Consider the following 20,284-nt stretch of genomic DNA (forward strand, 5'->3'; position numbering starts at 1 on the left):
GAACCGGTGCGGCTCGCGCGCTTTACGACCTTGGAGTACGAAATACGACCCCGGGGAGGTCGTGAAACGCACCCCCGGGGTCGTAAATCGCAGGCTGAGCGGCGCACCGACGTCGGTTAGCGCTCCAGCGGCTGCGCGGCGGCCGCCCCTTCGACCGTCTGGGCACGCAGGCGATCGTTGGAGCGCTCCACGTCCAGCCGGGAGAGCAGGAACAGGATGATGCCGTTGACGATCGCCGGGATCCACAGGTACATGAAGTACAGCATGTTGATCGCCGAATCGGGCTGCACCGGGGCGTTGGCGATATAACCACTCGCGGCCAGCAGCCAGCCCGCCAGCGCCGTGCCCAGGCCGCCGCCGACCTTCACGCCCAGCGAGGTGCAGGAGAACATCAATCCGTCGATGCGCTTGCCCGAGCGCAGGAAGGTGTGCTCAGAGGCCTCCGCGATCAGCGCGTTTACGGTCCCCTGCAGCGGGCTCATGCCGATGGAGGCGATTCCAGAGCAGATCAGCATCAGCGGCAGGCTGCCCGCGTAGGCCGCGGCCACCACTCCGAGCCGCCCGAGGATCGCGATGATGTAGCCGACGATGTTGACGTGGTACATGCCGCCCACCCGGGATACCACCCAGGGGGTGGCCAACAGGCCGGCGATCAGCGGGATGTTGATCGCCCAGGCGAACACGCCCAGCAGGTTCGCGTCGCCCAGGATATAGGTCATGAAGTAGATGCCCATGTTGAGCGTGGCGGTGAAGATCTGGGTCATCAGGAAGACCACCAGGATGATCAGGTAGTACTTGTTGGCCAGCAGCAGCTGCATGGACTCCCTGAACGGCAGCTTCTCCGAGCCGGCCGCGTCGGCGGCCGCGGCACGCTCGGCGTCCTCGGCCGGCATGCCGGAGCGGTCGGCGAGCTCCTCGGGGGACAGCTCACGCACCGACATCACCGACAGGGTGTTCACCGCCAGGCCAATGAGCGCGTAGATGATGGCGATGGTGCGCCAGCCCTCGGCGCCTCCGCCCAGCAGCTCCACACCCTTAACGGTGAAGGTCTGGATCAGCAGGCTGGTGCCGAAGGCGAACATGAAGCGAATGGAGCCCATCTGCACGCGCTCGGCGCTGTTCTTGGTGATCAGGGCGGTCAGCGAGGAGTAAGCGATGTTGTTGGCCGTGTAGAACACCGAGTTCAGCAGCGTGTAGGCGATGAAGAACCAGGCGTACTGGGCGGTCTCGCCCAGGCTAGGCGGAATGGCGAAGACGGCGATGATCATCAGCGCGCAGCCCACGAAGCCCCATAGCATCCAGGGGCGGGCCTTACCCATGCGGGTGCGGGTGCGGTCCAGCAGGGTCCCGAAGATGATGTCGGAGAAGCCGTCGAAGAACTTCGACAGCATCATGAGCGTGCCGACCACGCCGGAGTTCAGCCCGACGGTGTCGGTCAGGTAGATCATGACGAACGCGGACAGCAGCGCGTACACCACGTTCCCGGCCACGTCGCCGGAGCCGTAACCGACCTTGTTGTACCACTTGAGGTACTTCTTCTCTTGCATCAGTTGACCTCACTGTGAGTCGAGTCCGCGAGCACAGATTCGCCGCGGGTGGGGGTGATGGATGGAAGGAGGAAGAGATGAATGCCCAGGTCCGTCAGGTGTTTGGGATCGACCTGGTAGATGTCCCGCAGGGCGGGCCCGCAGGAGGCGGAGCCGATTCCGGCCATGGCTCGGTCCAGGCACAGCACCGTGGCGGCGCACGGCCGCAACTCGACGTCGTGGCGGGCACGGGTGAGCTCCTCCTGGGTATACCGGGAGGCGTTGAAGGACAGTGGGCCAAGACCGGCCGCGGTCAGAGAGGCGACGTCGTCGCTGACGGTGACGTAGTCGCAGTCGGCGTGGCTGCCGCCCTCCTGCGGACGCAGGTAGGGCACGTGGAGGGCGTCGACATCGCTGTGGAAGGTGTCGTGATAGGCGGCGCGGCGCTTGTCCGCGTAGCTCTCGTGAGGTCCCAGCCCGTGGTAGGCGACGGCGGTCATGGACGGTGGCAGGAACAGGCGCAGGCCCAGGCGCGGCAGCGGCGGGAAGGCCGGGTCGAGCTGGACCCGCGCCTCCAACTCGATCAGCCCGGAGGGAGTGATGGTCCACGTGCCGGAGGCCCGCAGCACCGGCTGTACCGCGGGCGCGCCCACCGACAGCTCCACCTGCACGACGACGGCGTCCGCTCGCTCCTCGGCGGCCACTCGGTAGGCGCGGGCGGAGGTGCGGTGGTACTGGGCCGTCTCCCACTGCTTGCGCACTTCGGCGTCGTTGTCCGTGGGGGCGCGCCAGGTGTTGATCTCCATGGGGCGGGTGAGCAGACTGCGGCCGCCCACCACCAGCCGGCTGGGTAGGCCGGTGCGGGTGTCGAACTCGTAGTTGAAGGAGTCTCCGGCCACTACCAGTCCGGTCGGTCCCGTCGTCGTCACCGTGGGCGTGGCCGCCGTCGCGTCCGACGACGCATCGGCCAGTTCGGCCAGCCGGTCCAGCACGAGGTGGCGCGGGTGGGCGGTGGGCAGTGGTACCTCGTCGAAGCCGAGATCGTGCCCGCGTTCCAACAGCGGCACCTGGGCCCTGAGCCGGTAGGAGAGCAGCAGGTGGCAGCGGCCGGACTCGGGTACTTGCGCGGCACAGGGGACGGTGACGGTGGTGTGCGGCGGCACCGACTCCGGCAACGGCACCACTCCGGAGTCGACGACGAGGCCGTCGCACCGCACCTGGTAGGTGATCTCCAGGTACTCGGCCAGGTCGGTGGCGTCCAGGTCGTTGCGCAGCGTGAGCGTGCCGGCGCCCGCGTCGAAGTCGACCACGCGCGCGGGCCGCTGCACGTTCTTCAGTTCCAGCAGTCCGGTGTGCGGGACGCGGTCGGGGGAGACTAGCCCGTCCACGCAGAAGTTGCCGTCGTGCAGCAGCTCCCCGCTGTCTCCGCCGTACAGGTAGACGGGGCGCCCGTCTACGCTCCCGGCGCGGATGGCGTGGTCGCACCACTCCCACACGAAGCCGCCGCACATGCGCGGCTCCGCCAGGATCAGCTTCCAGTACTCCTCCAGGTCGCCGGGACTGTTTCCCATGGAATGGCAGTACTCCACCAGCAGGAAGGGCTGGTCCGGGTCGGCGTCCAGGTAGTCGCGCACCTCGTCTAGCGCGGGGTACATGCGCCCGTACAGGTCGATGCCGGAGTAGTCGTAGCTGCGCTTGGAGTCGCGGTAGAAGGCGCTCTCGTAGTGAGTGACCCGGGTGGGGTCGGCGGCCTTGATCCAGGCAAGCGCCGCCTCGAAGGTGCACCCGTAGGCGCACTCGTTGCCGGCCGACCAGGAGATCACACAGGGGCGGTTCTTCTCCCGCTCCACCAGTGCGCGCACCCGGTCCAGGGTGGGCTCGGTCCACTCGGGGTTGTCCGCGATGGGCTCGTTCCAGTGCTCCACCTGGCTCTCCCAGGAGGAGTCGGCCAACACCCGCACCTGGGTGCCGTGGGATTCCACATCCGCCTCGGACATGACGAAGAAGCCGTACTCGTCGCACAGCTGGTAGAAGCGCGGGTCGTTGGGGTAGTGGGCGGTGCGCACCGCGTTGATGTTGTGCTGCTTCATCAGCTTCAGGTCGCGCAGCATGTGTTCGACGCCGACCACCGGCCCGGTCACCGGATCGGACTCGTGCCGGTTCACCCCGCGCAGGGTTACCGGGGCGCCGTTGACGTACAGGACGGCGCCCGCGGTGGTGACCTCGCGCAGTCCCACGCGTTCGGTGATGACTTCCCCGGGGGTGGTGATGTGTAGCGTGTACAGGTAGGGGTCCTCCGCGCACCAGGGGTGCGGGTCGGTCAGCTGCAGGACGGCGGCATGCGAGTACGGGGAGACGGCGTCGGCAGGTTCCAGCTCGCCGTCGGCGACGAGGGCGCCCGTGGCGTCGCGCAGCTCAAGGCGGGTGGGGACCGGCCGGCCGCGGAAGGCGCCGCGGATGGTGACGGTGCCGGTGTCGCCGTCGAGTGTGGTGACGACGGCGTAGTCGAACAGGCAGTCCTGGGGACGGTCCAGCAGGTAGACGTCCCGGAAGATGCCGGAGGTGCGGAACTTGTCCTGGTCCTCCAGGTAGGTGCCGTCGCACCACTTGAGCACGAGCACGGCCAGCCGGTTGGTGCCCGGGAGCAGGTAGTCGGTGACGTCGAACTCGCTGGTGGCGTGGGAGACCTGGCTGTAGCCGAGGTAGCGGCCGTTCAGCCACACGTAGAAGCAGGAGTCGACGCCCTCGAACACCAGATGGGTGCGCGGGGCGGCAGCCGGGGCGGTGTGTTCGAAGTCGAGCACGTAGGTGCCGCAGGGGTTGTCCTGCGGCACGTAGGGCGGGTCCAGGGGGATGGGGTAGCGGTAGTTCGTGTACTGGTGGTGGTCGTAGCCCTGGTGCTGCCAGCTGGAGGGGACCGGGATGCGTTCCAGCCCGGCGGTGGGGGTCGCGGGCGCCCAGAACTCCTCGGGAACGGCGTAAGAGCCCGGATAGTAGGCGAAGGCCCAATCGCCGCCCAGTAGTTGAAAGCGGTCGGAGGACTCTCGCTGCCAGGGTGCGGTGCAGGCGGGCTCGGAGGCGGGGATGTAGTAGGCGCGGTGGGGGAGGGTGCCTTCGTGCAGGACGGTGAGGTCCTCGTGGTGCCCGGGAAGGATCATCGCTGACTCTCCTGTGTGCGGTGGCGGGCCGGGCGGCTCGCCTGGGTCTGGTGCCGGACGACGCCGGTGGCGCCGGTGCGAAGCGCGTGGGCGGTGGGGGGCTGGCGCTCCACGTATGTCGACGTTAACATACTATGGGACGAGTTGAGAAGATGTGAGTTTGTCCAGCAACTAGTGGGTTAACTCGAAGGCATCACCGAGGAGGCGTGCGTCTATTATGATGACGTTATCATTACCGTGGTCATGGATTGGGCTGCCGCTTGCGCCCAGGCGGGCTGCTAGGCTCACGAAGGTGGCTGGGAAAAAACGCGATCTAGGTGCGCCGTCGGTCGCCGACGTCGCCCGCCTGGCCGGCGTCTCCTCCCAGACCGTTTCCCGTGTCTCGGCCGGTGCCACGAACGTGCGTCCTGCCACTCGAGACCGGGTGCTGCATGCCATGCAGCAGCTCGGCTATACGCCCAACCGCGCCGCCCAGGCACTGCGCAGCGGGTCCTTCAAGGCCATCGGCGTGCTCACCCAGCAGATCCTGCGCACCGGCGAGGCTCAGACCACCAATGGGGTGCTGCAGGCCGCCTGGGACGCCGGTTACACCGTGTCGATGGTGCAGGTGGACCGCCCCCAGTCCGAGGACATGGGGGCCGCCGTTCACCGGTTGGCCGCGCAGGCGGTGGACGGGCTCGTCGTGGTCCAGGCGGGGCGCGCGGGCCGTGAGCACCTGGCGCTGCCCGCCGGCATGCCCGTGGCCGTTTCCGACTCGGCGCTTGTGGGTTACTACCCGTCGGCGTCGGCCGACCAGGTTGGAGGCGTGCGCGCCGCGGTGGGGCACCTGCTTGAGCTCGGGCACCGCACCGTCCATCACATCACCGGCCCGGCCGATTCCCAGTCGGCGTTGATCCGCTCTGCCGCCTGGGCGGCCTGCTGGAGGAGGCCGGCCGGGAGGTGCCCGAGGCCGTCCCGGGTGACTGGGACGCCGCGGCGGGCTATGCCGCCGGTCAGAGGCTCGCCGTCGATCCGGAGGTTACGGCGGTCTTCTGCGCCAATGATGAGGTGGCTATCGGTCTGATCCGCGCCCTGCACGAACAGGGACGGCGCGTGCCCGACGACGTGTCCGTGGTGGGCTTCGACGGGCTCGAGCTCGGTGAGTACTGCTTCCCGCCGCTGACCACCATCCGGCAGGACTTCTACCGGGCGGGCGTGGAGATGGTCAACCTGGTACTGGAGCAGGTCGCCTCCGGCGTGCAGGACGGCAGTCGGCGCATCGTCATCCCCACCGAGCTGGTAGTGCGCGGTTCCACCGCCCCGCCCGCCCACTGACTCACCTCTCTTCACCGAGGTCGGTCGAAGCCAGGTCGGCGTCCAGGAGTTTGGTGAGTTCGGCGCGCGTGTAGCGGTGCAGGTGGCGGTCGTAGTAGAAGTCGGGACTGCACCGGGCCAGGGAGCGCAGCACGTCGTCGTAGTGCGGGTTCTCCGGACGGGAGACGGAGTGCGGCACCGTCACCTGGAGGAGTCGCCCGCCGGCGTGTTCTCGGTGTCGGTGGTCGGCTGCTGGGAGGGTGTCGGGGCGATCCGCCAGCGCTTTGCCGGAGAGTCCGCACGCGGGAAAGGAGGGTCGCGCCGCGGTAACACCTTTCGGCGTCGGCACCTTAGGCTGGCCCCATGAGCGAGTACTTCGCGGGAAGGCGGGACGAGGCGCCCCGAGGCGGCCTTCCGAACGGGCAGGCGGAGCCTGGACTCCTTTCCACGGTAGTCGGTCCGCGACGACCCCCGGCTCTCAAATTCCCGGTCGTTCCTCTCCGCGCCGCAGCCGGTCCCATGGGCGCCATGTCGCCCCGCCGCAGCCCGAGCATGTCCGCTTCGGGGTTCCGTTCAACGGAATTCTGCCCCTGTGGCACGACGGTGCCGACATCACCTGGCACCGCCCGCTCGACGACGTCGACTTCTCCTCCATCCTGGGCCTGGGCCATGTTCAGGCCGAAGCCGGTCCGTCGGTCACGCCCGGCGGCTGGCAGGAGCTGGTCGAGGCCGCCACCCTGCTGCCGGCGGCACCCGACTCCGACGATGGCCCGGTGCTGCGGCTGCGCGCGGTCACGCCGTCGGGTCGCCGCGCTATTAACGACCCTGGCGACGGGGCGCCCATCCGCCTGTCGAAGGCCCTGCCGGTGGAGGAGGCCATGGGCGCCGGAACCGGCCTGGACCTCGTCGGGTTCTCTGTTCACATCGGTCGTCTCATGCTGCGGGCGGCGCGCGACGGCGCGATCCTGTTGTTCACGCTGCGCGCCCCGCGCGATCCCGAGGCCCACCATCTGCTTTCCGTGGTCAGTGAGGTGGACGCCCGCCAGGTCATGCACTTCCATCTGGGCACCCTGCTGGACATGGACGACGGCGCCTGGGCGCACGCCAGGCGCGCTGACAACATGACCCTGCTGGATCTGGACGTCCCCTATCAGAGTCTGCTCGGCCGGGAAGGGCCGCAGGGGGCGCAAGGACTGGATCTCGAGCGGCTGACGGATATGGCGCAGCCGGTGGTGGAGTGCCTGCTGCGCCCGGGCTTCCCCTTCGCCCTGGGCAGCTCCGTGATCATCCGCGGCAGGTGACTCCTTTGTCTTCAGACGGCAGATCAGCGTGGTTCAAGGAAACTGGGTTCCTTGAACCACGCTGATCTGCTTGAGTGAACTGCTGGTGGGATTCAATCAGAAGTTCGGGTATATGTCTACTGTCGAACCTCCTGTCACTGTGATATTGCCTCCGGTCTGCCAGACTTCGTCATTCAGCAGCGCCTTGACTTCGAATGTTTGATTCTCGGGGATTCGTTCCGTGCGGTATTCCCACACGTCATTGCTGACTGTGTGTGCTCCTCGTCCTGCATCCCAGGTGAAAGGGTAGGCATTGCCTCTTATTGCGATGCTGTTGCCCCATCCGGCGTCGTAGTGCACCCGTACGACGGTGGTCGGATTAGTGGTCGGCGTGTAAGCGGAAACCGTTCCCTGCTGTACGAAGATGGCGGTGCTGTGCTCGGGAATCGTAACCGTGATTTGCTTCCCGGTTATGCCTCCCGCGGTGACTGTCGTGGTATTCGAGGTATTCATCGCATCGACAAGCACAGTGCCTACAGAAAGGCTGCTTTCGGCCCTCAGGGGAATAGTGCGAGTCTGTGAGTCCCAGGAGTTGGTGGATGTGGTGATAGATTCAAGGCCAGTACTGTCATCGCGTCGCGAGAACGAGTAGAAAGATGAGTCTGACCACATTTCTCGCTGGGTACCTGTCTGGAGTGCAGGTACTGCCGCCCTTACCGTGTTGAGTCTTTGGATGTACGTGTATATGGTTGCGGACTCGTCAAACGACGTCATGTCTTGGCGGTTGTCCTTGTTTGCGATCGGCACTTCGTTGCCGTTGCCGTTGCCGTCCATCGCTTGTTCGGTGCCGTAGTAAATGACTGGAACTCCGCGGGTAGACATCAGGAACGCTAGTGCCGAGCGTAGGCGCTGGTAGTCGTCGTTGGCCCAGGTTAAGAAACGTGCGCGATCGTGATTGTCAATAAAGGTCTCGAGTTGGTTCGGGTTCGCGTATTTATAGTCCTGAGCGAAGAGGGTGCTAAGTGCGGTCATATCCGTATCAGCAGAAAAGACTTCGCGAGTAGTAAAGAAGTATGGGAAATCAAGTGTTCCCCATTCGTAGTTCTCATAGTCGGCCACATAGTCAACGTCTCCAACGAACACCTCACCGAATGAAGGCACTCCAATCTCTTGTTCGAAGGTTTGTAACCAGGTCTTGGGGATCGAGCGGGCCGCGTCAACCCTCACGCCGTCGAATCCCATGTCGATCCAATCCCTGTATGTGTTGACAAGGTAGTCAGAAACTACCTGGTTCGACTGATCCAGATCGTCGAGCCCACCAAGATCGCAGTTTTCGATTTGATCTTGTGTTTCGGTCCCATCGAACCTGCAATCGCCGTTGTGGTGGAAGTATGCGGCGTTATTAAGCGGCTGTGCGGGCTGGTATGAGTCTGAGGAGTATTCGGTGGCGTATGCGTCTAGATAGTCTGCGGTGTGGTTCGGCACAACGTCGAGGATCATCTTGAGCCCTTTTGAGTGTGCCGTATCTATGAGTTGCTGAAGCTCTTCCGCTGACCCAAAATGCTCGTTGGGAGTGGCGAAGTCGCGCGTAAAGTACCCGTGGTAACTCGCTTCGTTCCCGTCTTTCGATAGAGGCTGTTGCTCGGAGACGGGAGATATCCAGATTGCCGTTACTCCGAGGTTCGCGATGTAATCAAGCTTGTCAGTGAGACCTTTCCAGTCACCTCCGTGATAGAAACCGAGGTCTGACGGGTTGTACTCGCCATTGCCGGTGTCGTTGTTGCTGGTGTCTCCGTCGGCGAAGCGGTCGACGAGGACTTGGTAGATGACGTCGCCCTGGGCGAGGGGGCCGGGCGATGGGATGGTGGATGCTACCGCGGCGGCAGGTGCGGTGGATGCCTCTGCAGAGGCGGCGGGTGCGAGGGCCGCCCCAGACAGGGCGAGTGCTGCTGTGGCGGCGAGCGAAAGCGCACCACGAAGCCAACGAGGTCGTGATCGCATGGACTGACTCCTTTGTCGGTGTGGCTCGGTCGACCCGGCCGAGCTCGTGGTGTACGATAGTAAATCGATGCACATGTGGCAAGGGGCACAGCATCGAGTCAATGGTGACGGCATCCCTCAAGGAGTTGACATGAACAGACGCACCTTCCTCTTCGCGAGCGCGGTAGTGGGAACGCTCGCATCGGTTGCTGGCTGCGCACCGGGTTCCTCTGGCGGTAGCAGCTCGTCTTCAGGCGGAGCCTCGCAGGGCTCCACCGAGGCGACCATCTGGCACTACTGGGATGGGACAAACGCGGACGCGTTCGACGCAGCGGTCCAGCGGTACCAGGACGAGCATCCGGGCGTGAAGCTCACCGTTGTGAATGTCCCAAACTCGGACATGCTGACGAAGATCCAGACTGCCGCGCAGACCGACACCCTGCCGACGATGGTGATCGGCGATCTAGTGTGGGCGCCGCAGATCGCGGCCACAGGTAAGACTGCGGATCTCTCCAGTGGGCTGTCGCAGGAGGTCATCGACGCCATCTACCCAACCTTGTGGCGTACGGCAGCGATGGTGACGCCTTGCGATCGGTACCCGTGTCGGCCAACAACCTCGGCCTTCTGTACAACAAGGACCTGTACGCCGAAGCCGGCCTCGATCCGGAGACGCCGCCGGAGACCTGGGAAGAGCTTCGGGAGAACGGTAGGACCATTCTCGACAAGACGGGTAAGCCCGCGTACGAGCTATACACGCAGGCCGGCGACAACGGTGAAGGATTGACTTGGAACTTCCAAGTCAACTTGTGGCAAGCCGGAGGTCAGTTCCTCAACGAAGACAACACCGCTGCGGCGTTCAACACTGAGGAAGGCAAGAAAGCGCTTCAGTTCTGGGTCGATCTCATCGATGAGGGACTAGTGCCATCACCGTCTACTTCATGGGGCGAGTTCGAGAAGGGTTCCGCGGCGGCGGCCCAGGAAGGCTCGTGGATGGTCGGGATTTGGCAGGAGGACCCGCCATTTGACTTCGGCTCCGGGCAGGCCCCGTATCCCGAGGACGGGAAGGCCGCGACGAATCTCGGTGGGGAGCAAGCTCTGGTGTTCGAAGGCGACGGTGCAGATACGGCAATCGCGTTCCTGAACTGGTTCCTCGAGCCAGACCAGGTGCTCGACTGGTGCAAGACCACCGGAATGCTGCCGGTCCGGCAGGACGTCGGAACGTCGGACGACTACACATCTTGGGTTGCCGACACGCAACCACTACTGCAGCCTTATGTAGACGCGATGGACACCGCGAACACGCGGCCGGCAACTCCGCTGTATCCAAAGGCCTCGTATGCCTTTGCTGTCGAGATTGAGAAGGCTCTCAACGGGTCGGCAAGCGTGGACGAAGCCCTGCAGGCGGCAGAAGATGCAGTCAACGAGGCCCTCAGCGAAGGAAACTGACATGCGCGCTGTGATCGGGGAGGGCGCGGGTCGCCGCGGGAATCCGACGTCAGAGTCATCGTCGCGCCCGACCCGGTCACGGCAGCTCTCTGCGAAGTCTCGCGAGTCCCTGGTAGCCGCGGCGTTCCTGGCGCCAGCCGTCGTTGTCATTGTGGTGTTCGTGATATACCCAATGGTCTCCGCGGCATACCTCTCGCTGACATCATGGAGCGGCTTTGGTACGCAGCAGGTATTCACGGGACTAGCGAACTATAAACACTTGACTCACGACCCAGCCGTCATCAATTCCCTGGCGGTGACAGTCATATACGCGGCGGGCGTCGCGGTCCTGTCGGTCGTATCGGGGATGACAATCGCGTTGTTGTTGGACGCTCCGATAAGGGGGCGCGCAATATACCGCGGGATATACTTCCTGCCCACGGTGACCTCGTCGGTTGCCGCGGCGATTATTTGGAAGTATGTCCTCGACCCCTCGGGAATCCTGAACAAGACACTGGAGTCGCTGGGGTTAGCTGGCTACGACTGGCTGGGCCACCGTTGGAGTGCCCTAACGGCGCTTGTACTACTCACCGTATGGAAGAATCTTGGGTTCAACGCCATCATGTACCTAACTGCACTTCAGACGCTTCCTGTATCGTGCTACGAGGCGGCTGCGCTCGACGGGGCGGGAGCGTGGGTGAAAACACGACACATAACTATCCCGCTATTGCGACCGATGACATTCTTCGTTGTCGTCCAGGCTCTAATTACGGCTTTCCAATCATTTGACTTAGTGTATGTGCTCACGGGAGGTGGCCCCTCGGGAGGGACGGACGTCCTTGGTATGTTGATGTACCGTACCTCTTTCCGGTTAGGTGACTTCGGTTATGGTGCAGCTATAGCGTTCGTCTGCCTTCTGCTGGTTCTTGGCGTGACCGCGGTGCAGTGGCGCTGGTCTGGTTCTGGCGAGTCGGATCTGGCGTAAGGAATAGCAATGAGAGAGACGCGACTAACGCTATACCTCCGCCATGCTTTGCTAATCGGGGGATCGTTCACAGTGGTGGCGCCGTTCCTGTGGATGCTACTAACCTCCCTGAAGAAGCGCTCGGAAGTGTTTACAACGGTGATCCCGACGGAGTGGCATTGGGAGAACTATGTCCGCGCTTGGCAGGCAGCTCCCTTCGGGCGGTACTATATCAACTCTATCCTAATGACCCTGGGTATTGTTGTTGGGCACCTGGTGCTTGACTCGCTAGCGGCCTATGCGTTCGCCAGACTGAGTTTCCCGGGCAAGAAGCTGCTGTTCTTCGTATTGTTGTCAACGATGATGGTGCCGACCTTTGTCACAATCATCCCGGCATTCTCCATTATCGTGGCTTTCGGGTGGATCGATACGTACTCCGCGCTTATTGTCCCGCGGCTGGCGGATGTGTTCGGGATTGTTCTGTTGCGGCAGTACTTCGCAACGATACCTAGGGAGCTGGAGGATGCCGCGCGCATTGATGGCTGCAATAGGGTTCAAGTGTTCGTCAGGATAGTCCTGCCACTAGCGCGTCCGGCGCTGGCAACGTTGACGATCTTCGCGACCCTGTTCTCGTGGAACGACTTCTTGTGGCCGCTACTGGTTACCAACGGCGACGAGATGCGTACCATCCAAGTTGGCCTCACGGCATTCCAGGGACGGTACGGCACCTCATGGCACCTGTTGATGGCTGGCACGTTGATGGCCACCGTCCCGACGATCGTAATGTTCCTGTTTTTCCAGCGGTCTCTGATTAGAGGGTTGACCTCCGGTGGGGTCAAGCAGTGAGTATGAAAGGCGTTCGCATGGAAGAAATGACAATAGGTCGACAGACTGCGAGACGGGCGTTGGTGCCACGGTGGCTCGAATCTGCGGTGTTCTATCAGGTATTCCCAGAGCGGTTCTGCAACGGCGACTACGGTAACGATCCGGCCGGTGTTGAGCCATGGGGCGGTGTGCCTACTCGTGAGAACTTCTTCGGTGGAGACCTGCAGGGCATTGTGAAGAATCTCGACCATATACGGGCTGTGGGGGCCAATACGTTATACCTGACGCCGGTGTTTACGGCTGGAACAAACCATCGGTACGACGGCGAGGACTATTTTGCGATCGATCCGGTTCTGGGCGGTGACGCGGCATTCGACGAGCTCGTTGATGCGGTGCACCGTCGGGGGATGCGGATTGTGCTCGACGGTGTGTTCAATCATTGCGGCTGGCACCACCCCTACTTCGAGGATGTGGTTGAGAAGGGAGCTGACTCGGAGTACGTCAATTGGTTTCTGGTAGAGGACTTTCCCGTGGCGTCTCATCCGGTGCCCAACTATGCGACGTGCTCTGGATGTGCTTATCTTCCGAAGTGGAACGTGTGCAACCCGGATGTGCGTGAACATCACTTCAAGGTCGCTCTGCACTGGCTCGAACGCGGAGCCGATGGCTGGCGGCTAGATGTCCCATATTTTGTCAATGACGCATTTTGGAAGCGGTTCCGTGTTGTCGTGAAGGATCGCTTCCCTGATGCCTGCCTGATCGGTGAGGAGTGGCGGTCCCCAACACGCTGGCTACACGGCGACATGTTCGATGGCACGATGAATTACGGGGTGCGCGACCTGGCTCTTGGCTACGCGGCTACCAGGACGGCCGATGCGACCGTGACTGCGTCCGCCGCGCTTGCGCTTCAAGACCAGATCCCGCGACATGCGGCGCCGGCGATGATGAACTTACTGGGAAGCCACGACACTCCAAGGCTGTTGCAAGAGTGTGGGGGTGATGTTGCGGCGGTATGTGAGGCGCTTGGTCTGCTGTTTGCGTTCCCGGGTGCGCCGATGATCTACTATGGCGACGAGATCGGCATGGTTGGAGACAATGACCCTGGGTGCCGTGGTTGTATGCTGTGGGACCAGCGCGACTGGAGTGTTGAACTGCTGGCTGCCTTCAAGTCTTTCACCGCTGCGAGGCGAGATTCGGTCTCGTTGGGGCGCGGAAAGTTGGAGATTCCGTATGCTGTCGGGGACGTGATCGCGCTAAGGAACAAGACCGCGAAGGGGAGTACCATCACACTTATTAATCGGAACTCCGCACCGACAGTGCTCCCCGCCGACGTGATGCCGCCGCAGGGGCGGGATTTGGTGATGCTGGTAGAAGGTCGTTTAGCGACGCCGCCGACGCACGTGTTCGGTGATTGGCTGGCAGTCCCCGGAAGGTCTGTCTGGGTCGTTGAGGAGGTACGGTGACGCCTCGTGCTCCGCGGGCGACGATGAAGGACGTCGCCGAGCGTGCTGGGGTCTCGACGTCGGCGGTCTCTTTCGCTTACAACAATCCGGGCCGGCTGGCTCGGAGCACGGTTGAACAGATCCACAAAGCAGCCGAAGAACTCGGTTACGTCCGAGATCCGGCGGCGCGGATGCTGAGGACCCGGACCACCAGGAACCTGGGCCTGCTGCTTCCGCAACCGATCGATGGCATCTTCGCCAACCCCTACTATGCCGAACTCATTGCGGGCATTGGCCAGGTCTGCACCCGTGAAGGGTTGTTCCTACTCTTGATCCCGCCATTGAAGGGGTCGCTGGCCAAGTCGGTGCCCGTGTCGGTAGTCGACGGCTTTCTCGTCGTTGGCATCGAACGAGACAGGAGCGAGATCAAGGCCATTCAACGGCAACGAATGCCGTTCGTCGTCATTGACGGTGATCCGTTGGCGGAGGTCCCGGCGGTTGGGCTCGATGAGATCGAGGCAACAAGTGAGGTTGCTCGGCACCTGCTTGACCTCGGACACCGTGACATCCAGTTGCTCGTGTTCGAGTCCGGGCAGGACGCTGGGCCGAGCGGGTGGCACGGCACGTTGCTGCAACGGTATGAGGGTGTCCGTAAGGCGATCGCGGAACGCGGGCTTACTGGTGAGGTGAGACTGCGCGTGACAGAGCTGCCTTGTACGCGTGAGGCAGGTAGCCAAGGAGTGCGAATGATCTGGGAGTCCGGGGACCGTCCGTCCGCGTTCCTGTGCTTCTCCGATGTGATTGCGCTCGGTGCGCTGGACGCCTTGGAGGAGTGCGGCGTTGACGTGCCGGGGCAGGTTTCGGTCACTGGCTTCGACGACATTCCCGAGGCGCGGTGGGCGCGTCCGAGCCTGACTACGGTGCGGCAGTCCATCCGTACCAAGGGACGTCTGGCGGCCGACAGGCTGGTCGATGCAATAGCGGCGAATCGGGCACCGGATGAGAGCTTTATGCGGCCTGAACACCAGAAGATTCATGGCAGTCTCGTGGTCAGAGACTCGTCCGGGCCTGTTCAGAGCCCCAGGCGTGTTGACGAGTAGCTGATCGGCCTTATGACCCGCCGGGGAGGCTCCGCTACCTGTCTTAGCTTGAAACCTCGCCTTGAGTCCGCCACTCTCCTGTCATGACCTCACGACTCGGCTTTGCAACGTCCACACCCGACGACGGCGCCACGGCCGGTGCCGCTTGGCCGACCGACGCTGCGGCCCTCGACCTACCCGCGCCGCGTGATCCGGCCGCGCCCTACGGCGTCGTCATGGTGTGCACCGGCAACATCTGCCGCTCCGCGATGGCCGAGGTCGTGCTCATCGATCGCCTCATCGCGGCCGATATCCCCACCGGCGGCCCCGGCGGCGTCGTCGTCACCTCTGCGGGCGTATCCGACGAGGAGTCCGGCAACCCTATGGACCCCCGCGCGCGGCGCATCCTGGCCGAGGGAGGCTACGGCGTTGGTGCCGATCCGGCCGCTCGCGCCACCGCCGTCGCAATCACTGAGCACGCCGCCCACCGCATTGCCGACGCCGAACTGCGCCGGGCCGACCTCATCCTGGCAATGACCAGCGCCCATCTGCGCGCCTTGACGCGCCGCGGTGAGCGCCTCGGCGTCGACCCTGGCCGCATTCGCATGTTCCGCGAGTACGACCCGACGGCAGCGGCAGACACACTCGGCGCATCTGGACGCGCGGAAACCCTGGACGTACCCGACCCCTGGTACGGCACCATGGCCGACTTCGTCGACACCCTCGACGTCGTCGAACGCGTCAGCGATGCCCTGGCCCCCGCCCTCGCGGAACTGGTGGGAGCGCCCGGAGCGAGGTGAGCGGTGCCCCGGACCGACGGCGGGCTCAGCCCAGCCGCTCGGTGAGCCATCCCGTCAGGGTGGACAGGTACTCCTCGCGCACAGGGGACGGCGACAACACTAGGTCGTGCACGCCACCGGGGATCTGCACCACGGTGACGTCATCCCCCAGGAACCGCGAGCGCTCCACGATCTGCTCCACCGACAGCACCGTGTCGCACCGCAGCGCCTCCTGGCGTGAAATACCCGGCCCGCCCGACGCCGTCGAGCAGCACACCAGCACCGGCACGCTGATGCCGAGCCCGTGGTGCACCTCCCGCTGCAGGCGGCGGATACCTGCCAGGAAGCCCGCGCGTACCGGGAACGACGGCGAGGGCTTCAACGACAGGTCCCAGTCCCACTCGCCGCCCCAGCGGCGGTGCAGGGTGCGGGCGTAGATGTCCACTTCGATCGGCCCGGGATCGGTGTCCACCGGGACGGCGATGGCGGTGTCGGCCTTCTGCGGAGAACCTGCCGACCCGCCTTCGGTGTGCCACGCGGAGGAAGCAACCTCGGCCGGCTCGAGTGCCTGATTTCGGCGGGGTTGTCGATTATGCGGTCGGGGTCGCGACGCGAGAGCAGGTCGATGAAGGCCGAACCGTAGGAGCGCACCAGGCCGGAGGAGTTCAACTGCAGCCACGGAGAGTTCAGCGTGACCGCCTCGACCGAGCCGGGGTGGTCTCCGGCCCAGATGACGGCCTGCAGCCCGCCGGTGGAGTGCCCGTTGAGCACCACCGTGGAGTGCCCGTGCTCCTGGCGGATGATGCGCAGCGCCTCGGCGATTTCCTCATCGTGCACGCGCAGGTCGCGTACGTCGTGCGGGGACCAGTAGCCCACGCCCGCCCGGCCACACGCGCGCAGGTCTAGCGCGTAGAACTCGTACCCGGCGTCCAAAAACGCGTCGGCCAGCCAGGTCTGGAAGAAGTAGTCATTGCGGCCGTGCAGGTACAGCACCGCGCGCTCATGCCGGGGCGCCCCCGGACGCCCCTCCGGGCTCGGAGGCGGCACCGCCTCCCGTTGGTGGACGAGCACGGCGTGATCCGCGCCCGGGGCGGCGGGGGAGTCGGTGACGGGAATGGTGCGCGCGACCCACGGCTCGCCCAGGATGTCGGTTACTAGTTCCGATGTCCGCCCGGGCATCACAGCGGTGGGGGAGGATCGGTGGCTGGTTGGTTCCGGCTGCGTTGCCGGGGTCATTGCGCTCGTGGGTGTCATGGCTGCATCCTGTCACGTGCGCCGCCATAGCGGTCTCGGTGCGTAACTTGTGTCGGTTTCAGTACGTCATAGTGCCGGTCTCGGTGTAGTGATGCGCGCATCGTTTTCGACCGTCGGCTTGCTCCGGGCGCCGCCTGCCGCCTAACGTAGGCGCCAACCATCCAGAGCAACCGAGAGACCTGGCTCATCGACGTTGCAGCAACCCCCGTTCGCGGTGAGGGTGCTACCGCCAGGACCGATGGAGGACCACGTGACGCAATCACCTGCATCCCCGCCACCTGCTGCGGCAGGGGGAGACGGTGCGGAAACGCCGGCCGGTGCCGCACCGGCCGCGTTCACGGAACCCATGATCTCCCTGCGCGACGTCCACAAGGTGTACAAGCTCCCGGGCGGGAGTACCGTGCGCGCCCTGGACGGGGTGAACCTGGACGTGCGCGCCGGCTCCATCCACGGCATCGTCGGCACCTCCGGCGCCGGCAAGTCCACGCTGGTGCGCTGCCTGACCAGCCTGGAGCGTCCCACCTTCGGGGAGGTGCGCGTCGCCGGCAAGGACATGACCGACCTGTCCGCCCGCGACCTGCGCGAGGCCCGCCGCGCCATCGGCATGGTCTTCCAGCACGCCAATCTGCTCGAGTCGCGCACCACCGCCCAGAACGTCGCCTACCCGCTCGCGCTCGCCGGCGTGCCCAAGGGGCAGCGCCACGAGACGGTCGCCCGCATGCTCGACCTGGTCGGCCTGGCCGATCGCGGCTCCTCCTACCCCTCCCAGCTCTCCGGCGGCCAGCAGCAGCGCGTCGGCATCGCCCGGGCGCTCGCGGATCAGCCTCCGTGCTGCTGTGCGACGAGCCCACCAGCGCCCTGGACCCGGAGACCACCCGCCAGATCCTGGGCCTGATCCGGGATGTGCGCGACCGCCTCGGCGTCACCGTCGTGATCATCACCCACGAGATGAGCGTGGTCCGGCAGATCTGCGACTCCGTGAGCCTGCTTCAGGCCGGCCGCGTCGTAGAGTCCGGGCCGATCGAGACGGTCGTCTCCGACGTCGACTCCCGGCTCTCCCACGAACTCGTCCCCACCCCCGAGATCCCCGATGGGGCGCTCGACGGCGGCAATGTCGTCATCGACGTTGCGCTCACCGCCCATCCCGGCCAACCCGCCGCCGCCCACGTGCTGGCGCTCGCGGCCGAGCGGGGCGCCGACGTCGCCGGCGGCCTGTTCGAGACCCTGGGCTCCGCCCAGGTCGGCCGTCTGGCCCTCACCATCCCCGCCGATCAGGCGGCGGGCACGCTTACCGCCCTGCGTGAAGCGGGCGTCACCGCGGAGGTGCGCGCATGAACACGCTGATCGGTTCCACCGGGACGATCGCCTCGACCGCCCGCGCCGGAGTCCTCACCCTGGCCGCCAGCGGTGACGACACCTGGTTCAACAATCCCGCCATCCAGCGCAAACTCGGCCCGGCCACCCTGGAGACCTTCCAGATGCTGGGCGTGTCCGGCGCACTGACGATCGCCATCGGCCTGCTGCTGGGACTGGCGCTGGTCACCACAGGCAAGCGCGGCCAGCACCCCAACCGGGCCGTCTACGAGGTGCTCTCCCAGATCGTCAACATCGGACGGTCCATGCCCTTCATCATCCTCATGGTGGCGCTGATCCCGTTCACCCGCATGCTCGTGGGCACCTCCCTGGGCTGGGGCGCGGCCTGCGTGCCCCTCACCATTGGCGCCATCCCCTTCTACGCCCGCCTGGTGGAGACCGCCATCAACGACGTCGACCACGGCAAGGTCGAGGCCGCCCTCATGATGGGTGCCTCCGGCCGCCAAATCACCTGGGGTGTGTTGGTGCGCGAGGCCATGCCCACCCTCATCCAGTCCGCCACGGTCACCCTGATCACCCTGCTCGGCTACACCGCCATGGCCGGCACCGTGGGCGGCGGCGGCCTGGGCGACCTGGCCATCCAGCATGGCTACCGGCAGAACGACCCTGACGTCATGGTGATCGTCGTCGTGCTAATCGTGCTCATCGTCGCCGTCATCCAGGTGTGTGGCGACATGCTCAGCCGGCTGGTCGACCACCGCTGAGCCTCGACCAGCCGGAGTCACCGGAGGTCCTACGGACCCAACGGCTCGGCTACCCCGTTCCGGATCGGCCCCGGGCGGCATAACCGCCAATTGTCGGTCGCCCGCATGCCTGACAAATCTCTTCAACCACCTTCACGACAAGGATTCTCACCATGACCTCCAGCATCACCCGTCGCAGTGTCCTGGCCGGTGGCCTCGCCTCCGCCGTCGCTCTCACTCTGGCCGCCTGCTCCGGCGGTTCCTCCGATGACACCGCCACCGGGGCCGCCGTCGACGGCATCAGTGTCGACGGCGACGTCGCCACCATCACCATCGGCGCCACCCCGCAGCCGCACGTCACCATCCTCCAGTGGGTGCAGGACAACCTGGCCGCCGACGCCGGGCTCAACCTCGACATCGTCGAGATCGACGACTACCAGACGCCCAACACCTCCTTGAACGACGGCTCCCTGGCGGCGAACTTCTACCAGACGCCGAACTTCCTGGCTCAGCAGATCGACGAGAAGGGGTACGACTTCGTCGCCATCGCCGACGTCCACATCGAGCCCATGGGCATCTACACGGACAAGGGCTACAGCTCGGTCGACGAGGCCGCCGAAGGCGGGACCATCCTGCTCAACAACGACCCCGCCAATACCGCCCGCGGGCTGCAGCTGCTCGAGACCGCCGGGCTGATCACACTCGACCCCGACGTCGAGATCCCCACCACCCTGGACGTGACCGACAACCCGAAGAACTTCGATCTGGTGACGGTCGACGGCGCCCAGGTGGCCGCGTCGATGGCTGACGCCGAGCTGGCCGTCATCAACGGCAACTACGCGCTCGACGCCGGACTCAAGCCCAGCGAGGACGCGCTCGTCCTGGAGCAGGGTGAGGGTTCCCCGTACGCCAACCAGCTGGTTGTGCGCACTGCCGACAAGGACAACGAGTACCTGGTCAAGCTCGCCGGGCTGCTGAACTCCGACGAACTGCGCACCTACATCGAGGAGACCTGGACCGACGAGTCCGTGATCCCCGCCTTCTGAGAGCCACACCCACCAGTCGCGAGACCGGCACTAATGACGTGCCGAGACCGGTAGAAGTGGCGCATAACGGTGACGCTGCCCGGGAACCAAGTTCCCGGGCAGCGTCATTTGTGCCGGTTTGGGTGCGTAACTTGTGCCGGTCTCGGCGTTGTTGTGGTCTCGGCCTACAGGCCTAC

The 20,284-nt window shown here is 64.8% G+C and carries 15 protein-coding genes, 3 pseudogenes and 1 riboswitch; of the genes and pseudogenes, 12 read left to right on the forward strand and 6 right to left on the reverse strand.

What is annotated here, in order from left to right:
- Window positions 1–116: 116 nt before the first annotated feature.
- The gene (locus BW737_RS03735; RefSeq protein ID WP_086615478.1) at window positions 117–1,547 is read right to left on the reverse strand and encodes an MFS transporter; all 1,431 of its coding nucleotides are present in this window, start codon (window positions 1,545–1,547) and stop codon (window positions 117–119) included.
- Window positions 1,547–4,684 (reverse strand): glycoside hydrolase family 2 TIM barrel-domain containing protein, encoded by a 3,138-nt coding sequence (locus BW737_RS03740; protein WP_086615479.1) that lies wholly within the window; start codon window positions 4,682–4,684, stop codon window positions 1,547–1,549. The genes BW737_RS03735 and BW737_RS03740 overlap by 1 nt, the downstream gene beginning before the upstream one ends.
- A gap of 292 nt (window positions 4,685–4,976) precedes the next feature.
- Between BW737_RS03740 and BW737_RS03745 the strand changes: the two are divergent.
- Window positions 4,977–5,998, forward strand: a pseudogene (locus BW737_RS03745) (LacI family DNA-binding transcriptional regulator).
- A 1-nt stretch (window position 5,999) separates the two neighbouring features.
- Here BW737_RS03745 and BW737_RS16005 read toward each other — a convergent pair.
- Window positions 6,000–6,176 (reverse strand): hypothetical protein, encoded by a 177-nt coding sequence (locus BW737_RS16005; RefSeq protein WP_180272045.1) that lies wholly within the window; start codon window positions 6,174–6,176, stop codon window positions 6,000–6,002.
- Window positions 6,177–6,261: 85 nt separating this feature from the next.
- On the opposite strand from BW737_RS16005, the gene BW737_RS03750 reads away from it, so the two are divergent.
- On the forward strand, window positions 6,262–7,278 hold the full coding sequence (locus BW737_RS03750) for a hypothetical protein (RefSeq protein ID WP_257210435.1): 1,017 nt from the start codon (window positions 6,262–6,264) through the stop codon (window positions 7,276–7,278).
- 96 nt (window positions 7,279–7,374) lie between these two features.
- Here BW737_RS03750 and BW737_RS03755 read toward each other — a convergent pair whose 3' ends face one another.
- Window positions 7,375–9,258 carry an alpha-amylase family glycosyl hydrolase gene (locus tag BW737_RS03755; protein WP_086615480.1) on the reverse strand — a complete coding sequence of 628 codons (1,884 nt, stop codon included), beginning with the start codon at window positions 9,256–9,258 and terminating at the stop codon, window positions 7,375–7,377.
- A gap of 130 nt (window positions 9,259–9,388) precedes the next feature.
- Here BW737_RS03755 and BW737_RS17590 point away from each other — a divergent pair.
- From BW737_RS17590 to BW737_RS03785, 7 genes and pseudogenes are all read left to right on the forward strand, one after another.
- Window positions 9,389–9,745 (forward strand): annotated as a pseudogene (locus BW737_RS17590) (extracellular solute-binding protein); the annotation flags it as partial.
- A gap of 92 nt (window positions 9,746–9,837) precedes the next feature.
- Complete coding sequence (locus tag BW737_RS03760; RefSeq protein WP_257210436.1) at window positions 9,838–10,683, forward strand: extracellular solute-binding protein; 846 nt, start codon at window positions 9,838–9,840, stop codon at window positions 10,681–10,683.
- Window position 10,684: 1 nt separating this feature from the next.
- A complete protein-coding gene (locus BW737_RS03765; protein ID WP_086615481.1) occupies window positions 10,685–11,647 on the forward strand; it encodes a carbohydrate ABC transporter permease in 963 nt (320 codons plus the stop codon).
- A gap of 72 nt (window positions 11,648–11,719) precedes the next feature.
- Window positions 11,720–12,472, forward strand: a complete 753-nt coding sequence (locus BW737_RS03770) for a carbohydrate ABC transporter permease (protein ID WP_257210437.1) — start codon at window positions 11,720–11,722, stop codon at window positions 12,470–12,472.
- 17 nt (window positions 12,473–12,489) lie between these two features.
- Window positions 12,490–13,914 (forward strand): glycoside hydrolase family 13 protein, encoded by a 1,425-nt coding sequence (locus BW737_RS03775; protein ID WP_180272046.1) that lies wholly within the window; start codon window positions 12,490–12,492, stop codon window positions 13,912–13,914.
- Between the two features lie 23 nt (window positions 13,915–13,937).
- Window positions 13,938–14,993, forward strand: coding sequence for a LacI family DNA-binding transcriptional regulator (locus tag BW737_RS03780; RefSeq protein WP_086615484.1), 1,056 nt, complete (start codon window positions 13,938–13,940; stop codon window positions 14,991–14,993).
- 215 nt (window positions 14,994–15,208) lie between these two features.
- Complete coding sequence (locus tag BW737_RS03785; RefSeq protein ID WP_086615494.1) at window positions 15,209–15,772, forward strand: low molecular weight protein-tyrosine-phosphatase; 564 nt, start codon at window positions 15,209–15,211, stop codon at window positions 15,770–15,772.
- A gap of 25 nt (window positions 15,773–15,797) precedes the next feature.
- Here BW737_RS03785 and BW737_RS19375 read toward each other — a convergent pair whose 3' ends face one another.
- Window positions 15,798–16,196 carry an alpha/beta fold hydrolase gene (locus BW737_RS19375; protein WP_420835699.1) on the reverse strand — a complete coding sequence of 133 codons (399 nt, stop codon included), beginning with the start codon at window positions 16,194–16,196 and terminating at the stop codon, window positions 15,798–15,800.
- Window positions 16,130–17,005, reverse strand: a complete 876-nt coding sequence (locus BW737_RS19380) for an alpha/beta hydrolase (RefSeq protein WP_338063852.1) — start codon at window positions 17,003–17,005, stop codon at window positions 16,130–16,132. The genes BW737_RS19375 and BW737_RS19380 overlap by 67 nt, the downstream gene beginning before the upstream one ends.
- A 154-nt stretch (window positions 17,006–17,159) precedes the next feature.
- A riboswitch (SAM riboswitch) is annotated at window positions 17,160–17,250 on the forward strand.
- A 101-nt stretch (window positions 17,251–17,351) separates the two neighbouring features.
- Here BW737_RS19380 and BW737_RS03795 point away from each other — a divergent pair.
- The 3 genes and pseudogenes from BW737_RS03795 (at window position 17,352) to BW737_RS03805 (ending at window position 20,108) form a co-directional block, all read left to right on the forward strand.
- Window positions 17,352–18,340, forward strand: a pseudogene (locus tag BW737_RS03795) (methionine ABC transporter ATP-binding protein).
- Window positions 18,337–19,083 carry a methionine ABC transporter permease gene (locus BW737_RS03800; RefSeq protein WP_086615485.1) on the forward strand — a complete coding sequence of 249 codons (747 nt, stop codon included), beginning with the start codon at window positions 18,337–18,339 and terminating at the stop codon, window positions 19,081–19,083. Before BW737_RS03795 ends, BW737_RS03800 begins: the two are co-directional and overlap by 4 nt.
- A gap of 152 nt (window positions 19,084–19,235) precedes the next feature.
- The gene (locus BW737_RS03805; RefSeq protein WP_086615486.1) at window positions 19,236–20,108 is read left to right on the forward strand and encodes a MetQ/NlpA family ABC transporter substrate-binding protein; all 873 of its coding nucleotides are present in this window, start codon (window positions 19,236–19,238) and stop codon (window positions 20,106–20,108) included.
- The last annotated feature ends 176 nt before the right edge of the window (window positions 20,109–20,284 follow it).

Source organism: Actinomyces ruminis (assembly GCF_002154335.2).
Taxonomy (GTDB): domain Bacteria; phylum Actinomycetota; class Actinomycetes; order Actinomycetales; family Actinomycetaceae; genus Actinomyces; species Actinomyces ruminis.

What these genes read in the sequence shown, in the direction of transcription:
- BW737_RS03735 (WP_086615478.1), bottom strand. Translation starts at nt 1,547, where the DNA reads ATGCAAGAGAAGAAGTACCTCAAGTGGTACAACAAGGTCGGTTACGGC.
- BW737_RS03740 (WP_086615479.1), bottom strand. Translation starts at nt 4,684, where the DNA reads ATGATCCTTCCCGGGCACCACGAGGACCTCACCGTCCTGCACGAAGGC.
- BW737_RS03755 (WP_086615480.1), bottom strand. Translation starts at nt 9,258, where the DNA reads ATGCGATCACGACCTCGTTGGCTTCGTGGTGCGCTTTCGCTCGCCGCC.
- BW737_RS03765 (WP_086615481.1), top strand. Translation starts at nt 10,685, where the DNA reads ATGCGCGCTGTGATCGGGGAGGGCGCGGGTCGCCGCGGGAATCCGACG.
- BW737_RS03775 (WP_180272046.1), top strand. Translation starts at nt 12,490, where the DNA reads ATGGAAGAAATGACAATAGGTCGACAGACTGCGAGACGGGCGTTGGTG.
- BW737_RS03780 (WP_086615484.1), top strand. Translation starts at nt 13,938, where the DNA reads ATGAAGGACGTCGCCGAGCGTGCTGGGGTCTCGACGTCGGCGGTCTCT.
- BW737_RS03785 (WP_086615494.1), top strand. Translation starts at nt 15,209, where the DNA reads ATGGTGTGCACCGGCAACATCTGCCGCTCCGCGATGGCCGAGGTCGTG.
- BW737_RS19380 (WP_338063852.1), bottom strand. Translation starts at nt 17,005, where the DNA reads ATGACACCCACGAGCGCAATGACCCCGGCAACGCAGCCGGAACCAACC.
- BW737_RS03800 (WP_086615485.1), top strand. Translation starts at nt 18,337, where the DNA reads ATGAACACGCTGATCGGTTCCACCGGGACGATCGCCTCGACCGCCCGC.
- BW737_RS03805 (WP_086615486.1), top strand. Translation starts at nt 19,236, where the DNA reads ATGACCTCCAGCATCACCCGTCGCAGTGTCCTGGCCGGTGGCCTCGCC.